Genomic DNA, 4686 nt, shown 5'->3' with positions numbered 1-4686 from the left:
TGCGACCAACGCCGCCAACAAACCAGTTCTCGACAACAGCTTCTTCCTTGTTCTCACAGCGGCCAGCCGCCTTCTATTTCCCGCCGCCGCACCAGATCTCGTCACTGCACATAGCCGACGGGCTGGCCGGTGACGGGGTGCGCGAACACGCCCATCTCCACGCCGAAAATGCCTTTCAGAACATCGCTGCGCATGATCTCGCCGGGTGTGCCGCGCGTCAGCAGCTTGCCGTCCTTGAGCGCGATCAGTTCGTCGCAGTAGCGCGCCGCCATGTTGGGATCGTGCAGCACGACGACGACGCAGAGGTCGCGTTTGCGGCTGAGTTCCTTGACCAGCCCGAGCACCTCGACCTGATGGGCGATGTCGAGTGCCGAGATCGGCTCGTCGAGCAGCATGACGCCGGCGTTCTGCGCCACCAGCATGGCGAGCCAGGCGCGCTGGCGCTCGCCGCCCGACAATTCGTCCACCAGCCGATCCGCGAACCCGTCCATGTCGGTCAGGGCCAGCGCCTCGTCGACATGCTGCCTGTCCTGCGCGCGGAAGCGGCCAAGCGCGCCATGCCAGGGATAGCGTCCCAACGTCGCCAGTTCGCGCACGGTCAGGCCGGTCGCCGCCGGTGTCGTCTGCGGCAGATAGGCAAGCGCGCGGGCAAATTCGCGGGCGCCCCATTGCGGCAACGGACGCCTGGCGAAAGTGATGGCGCCTGAACTCGCCGGCTGTTGGCGCGCCATGAGCTTGATCAGCGTCGACTTGCCCGAACCATTGTGGCCGATCAGCCCGTAGACGCGCGAGCGCTGCAGTTCGAGCGAGACCGGACCGAGCAGCGTCCGCTCGCCGACGGCAAAGCGCACCGCGTCGATATGGAAGGCAGTCTGGGCATCAATTCCAGCCATGCTCATGGCTTTTCTCCAGTGCGGCCGCCCGCATTTCCAGATTCCGGCTTTCGACGGCTCATGCCCGGTTGACTATGAAACATGACCTTACTAGTCAACATTGAAGATGACTGCAACGATCAACAAATCGTCGCGACCGGCAATATCGACATGAAATTTGGAAAAGGGGGCGCAGGATGATCTCGGGACGTGGACTGATTTGGCAGGACCGGATGGCGCGGAAGCGCCTGCTGATCGCAGCGGTGTCGGTGCCGGCCCTGCTTGGCTGCGGCCATGCCCTGGCCCAGGAGACGGTCACCACCACCCTGGACCCGATCAACGTCCAGGAACGTGTCGAAAGCGCCTTCGGGCCGGTCAAGGGCTACGTGGCCACCAAGGGCTCCACCGGCACCAAGACCGACACGCCGCTGATCGAGACGCCCCAGTCGATATCGGTGATCACCAAGGACCAGATGGAAGCACAGGCGATTGACAACCTCGGCGGCGTTCTGCGCTACACGCCCGGCGCCACCGGCGATCTCTACGGCACCGACAATCGCGGCCTCGGCCTGCAGTTGCGCGGCATTTCGAACGCCAACGGCGTCTTCTACAGGGACGGGCTGCAGCTCAAGGAGAGCAATTTCATCCTGTTCACCGCACTCGATTCCTATGGCGCGGAACGCTACGAGGTGCTGCGCGGACCAGCGTCGGTGCTCTACGGCCAGGCTAGCCCCGGCGGCATCATCAACTATGTCAGCAAGCGGCCGACCGAGGAAAACCTGCGCGAGATCGAACTCGGTGGCGGCAGCTTCAATCGCTATGAAGGCAAGTTCGATTTCAGCGGTGCCGTGAACGCCGACAAGTCGCTGCTGTTTCGCCTCACCGGTGCCGCTCACATGGGCGACACGCAGACCGATTTCGTCAAGGACGACCGCATCTTCATCGCCCCGGCGATCACCTGGCAGCCCGATGCCGACACCAGCCTGACCATCCTCGCCAACTATCAGCGCGACCGCTCGGGATGGGCGATGCAGTACCTGCCTGCCTACGGCACGGTCATACCGGGCAAGGACGGCAAGTACCTGCCGAACAGCATGTTCGTCGGCGAACCCGGCTTCGACTCCTACAACAACGACCAGGCCTCGATCGGCTACGAATTCGATCACCGTTTCAACGAAACCTGGCAGGTGCGACAGCATGCCCGCTACGTCCACCTCACCCACACCGAGGAGGGCGTCTTTGGTGGCGGACTGACGGACTCGAACGGCCTGGAACCTTCAAGCGGCGACTACTACCGTTATGCAGATGCCGGCGGCACCAAACTCAGCGGCGTCACCATCGACAACCAGGCACAAGCCGATTTCGACACCGGGCCGCTTGCCCACACGCTGCTCGTCGGCCTCGACTACAAACGCTACACTTACCGCGACTATGCCTCGGAAGGGACCGTCGAGGACGGTTTCAACATCTTCGATCCGGTTTACGGGTACCCGATCACCGATCTGACGCCCTACACCGATACCGACACCACCCAGCAGCAGGTCGGTCTCTATGCCCAGGACCAGGTCAAGTTCGGCAACTGGCGGCTGACCCTTGGCGGCCGCCAGGATTGGTCGGACGCCAAGGTCTACGACAATCTGGCCGGCGGCTACATTCCCGAGCAGAAGGACAACGCCTTCACCAGCCGCGCCGGCCTGGTCTATCTCGCAGACAACGGGCTTGCGCCCTATGTCAGCTACTCCGAATCGTTCCAGCCCGTGGCCGGCGCCGACAGCGACGGCAATCTGTTCGTGCCCGAGACCAGCAGGCAATACGAGATCGGGCTGAAATACCAGCCGACCGGCTGGAACTCCTTCATTACGGCATCGGTTTTCGACCTGACCCGACAGAATGTCGTGCGTTCCGGTAATGAGGGCTCGCCCAACGATCTGTTCCAGACCGGTGAGATCCGTTCGCGCGGCGTGGAATTCGAGGCCGTTGCCAGCCTCGATTCCGGCTTCGACCTGAGAGCGGCCTACACCTATCTCGACACGAAGATCACCAGGGCGACCGCTGTCGAAGATGTCAACGGCGTCTGGGTCAGCAACGAGGGCAACACGCCCTTCGGCGTGCCGGCCCATTCCGCATCGCTTTGGGCCAATTACACCTTCATGGGCGGCAAGCTCGAAGGTCTCGGCCTCGGCGCCGGTGTCCGCTATGTCGGCTCGACCTATGGCGACGACGCCAACAGCTTCAAGGTTCCGTCGGTCGTGCTCGCCGACGCGGCGGTGCATTACGCCTGGCAGAACGCCACGCTCAGCCTCAATGCCAGCAATCTGTTCGACAAACGCTACGTCGCCTCCTGCTTCTCCTCGGGCTTCGGCTGCTTCTACGGCGAGGGCCGCAGGATCAACGGTTCGGTGAAATACACATGGTAGAAGCAATGTGGCGGGCCGGCCCAAAATGGCGGCGCTGACACGGCGCCAGTATCTTGCCGGCCTCGCCGCGACCGGTCTCGCTTTGCCGGGCGGCACGGCACGCGCGGCACCTGCCCGCGTCGTCTGCCTGGAATGGACATCGGCCGAAATGGTGGTCTCGCTCGGCGTGTCGCCGCTCGCCGTCGGCGACACCAGGGGTTATGGCGACTGGGTCCAGGGCCCGGCGCTGCCGCAGGCCACCATCGACCTGGGGTCGCGCAGCGAGCCCAATCTCGAACTGCTTCGGGAATTGCGGCCCGACCTGATCGTCGGCGCCTATGGCTATGGCTTGGACGAGAACAGCTTCACCAGATTGGCGCCGACCTTCAATGTGCCGTTCTACAGCGGCAAGGCTCCACCTTACGCGCAGGCGCAGCAGGTGACGCTGCAGCTTGGCAACATGCTTGGCCGTGGGACGGAAGCAGAAAACCTTGTCGGGCGCATCGAAGCCTCGATCGCCCAAGCGCGTGCCAGGCTGGAGCGGGCGGTGCAAAAACCGGTCTGCGTCGTCAGCATGTTCGACGATCGCCATGTCCGCGTCTACGGCGCCGGCAGCCTGCTGCAGGACGTCCTCGACCGGCTCGGCCTCGTCAATGCCTGGACCGGCGCCACCAATGAATGGGGTTTTTCGACGGTCGGCATCGAGGAACTGGTCGCCGTCGGCGAGGCGCAACTGATCTCGCTCGATCCGATCCCGCCGCACGTCAGGATCAGGATCGCCCGCAACTCGCTCTGGGCCAACCTGCCCTGCGTCCGGAACGGCCAAGTGCGGACCATTCCGCCGGTCTGGCCGTTCGGCGGTCTCACTGCTGCCGCGCGTTTCGCCGAATTCGTGGCAGCAGCATGATCGCTCAGGCAATGTCCCTGCCGCGACAGCGCGACGGCATCGGCGCGCTCATCCTGCTAGTTGCCGTGCCCGCGGGGCTGGCGCTGGTGCTGAGCGTCATCGATCTCATCCACCTTCTGCCGGCGCACCTGTGGTGGCAGGCGCTCACCGCCCCCGACACATCCGATCCAGTGCAGTTGCTGTATCGCTATGCTTTCCTGCCACGTGTCGCCGTCAGCGTGCTGGCCGGCGCGGCGCTCGGTCTCGCCGGTGTCGTCATGCAGCATGTGCTGCGCAACCCGCTGGCCGAGCCGACCACGATCGGCACCAATGCCGGAGCAAGCCTCGCTTTGGCGGCCGCCACCCTCTACGCACCATGGCTGCTGGAAGGCGGCCGTGAAGGGGTGGCGCTGGCTGGCGGCGCTCTCGCCACATCAGCCGTTTTCGCACTGGCGCGCGGGCGCAGCTTTTCGCCAGTGTCGATCATCATCGCCGGCCTCGTCGTCAGCCTCACTTTCGGTTCGGCCGGCGC

General features: G+C 64.3%; 4 protein-coding genes. 3 read left to right on the top strand and 1 reads right to left on the bottom strand.

Features of this window, described 5'->3' with window-relative positions:
* Nucleotides 1-101 precede the first annotated feature (101 nt).
* Nucleotides 102-893 (bottom strand): ATP-binding cassette domain-containing protein, encoded by a 792-nt coding sequence (locus ENZ75_RS21555; RefSeq protein WP_063170397.1) that lies wholly within the window; start codon nucleotides 891-893, stop codon nucleotides 102-104.
* Nucleotides 894-1105: 212 nt separating this feature from the next.
* On the opposite strand from ENZ75_RS21555, the gene ENZ75_RS21550 reads away from it, so the two are divergent.
* From ENZ75_RS21550 to ENZ75_RS21540, 3 genes are all read left to right on the top strand, one after another.
* The gene (locus ENZ75_RS21550) at nucleotides 1106-3289 is read left to right on the top strand and encodes a TonB-dependent siderophore receptor (RefSeq protein ID WP_244514244.1); all 2184 of its coding nucleotides are present in this window, start codon (nucleotides 1106-1108) and stop codon (nucleotides 3287-3289) included.
* A gap of 25 nt (nucleotides 3290-3314) precedes the next feature.
* On the top strand, nucleotides 3315-4175 hold the full coding sequence (locus tag ENZ75_RS21545) for an ABC transporter substrate-binding protein (RefSeq protein WP_063169484.1): 861 nt from the start codon (nucleotides 3315-3317) through the stop codon (nucleotides 4173-4175).
* On the top strand, nucleotides 4172-4686 hold a 515-nt coding region (locus ENZ75_RS21540; RefSeq protein WP_164887911.1), incomplete at its 3' end, for an iron chelate uptake ABC transporter family permease subunit. The genes ENZ75_RS21545 and ENZ75_RS21540, both read left to right, overlap by 4 nt.

The sequence above is a fragment of the Mesorhizobium sp. M7A.F.Ca.CA.002.04.1.1 genome, from assembly GCF_004022805.1.
GTDB lineage: Bacteria > Pseudomonadota > Alphaproteobacteria > Rhizobiales > Rhizobiaceae > Mesorhizobium > Mesorhizobium ciceri.
This window is presented reverse-complemented; position numbering and strand designations above follow the sequence as displayed.

What these genes read in the sequence shown, in the direction of transcription:
- ENZ75_RS21555 (WP_063170397.1), bottom strand. Translation starts at nt 893, where the DNA reads ATGGCTGGAATTGATGCCCAGACTGCCTTCCATATCGACGCGGTGCGC.
- ENZ75_RS21550 (WP_244514244.1), top strand. Translation starts at nt 1,106, where the DNA reads ATGGCGCGGAAGCGCCTGCTGATCGCAGCGGTGTCGGTGCCGGCCCTG.
- ENZ75_RS21545 (WP_063169484.1), top strand. Translation starts at nt 3,315, where the DNA reads ATGGCGGCGCTGACACGGCGCCAGTATCTTGCCGGCCTCGCCGCGACC.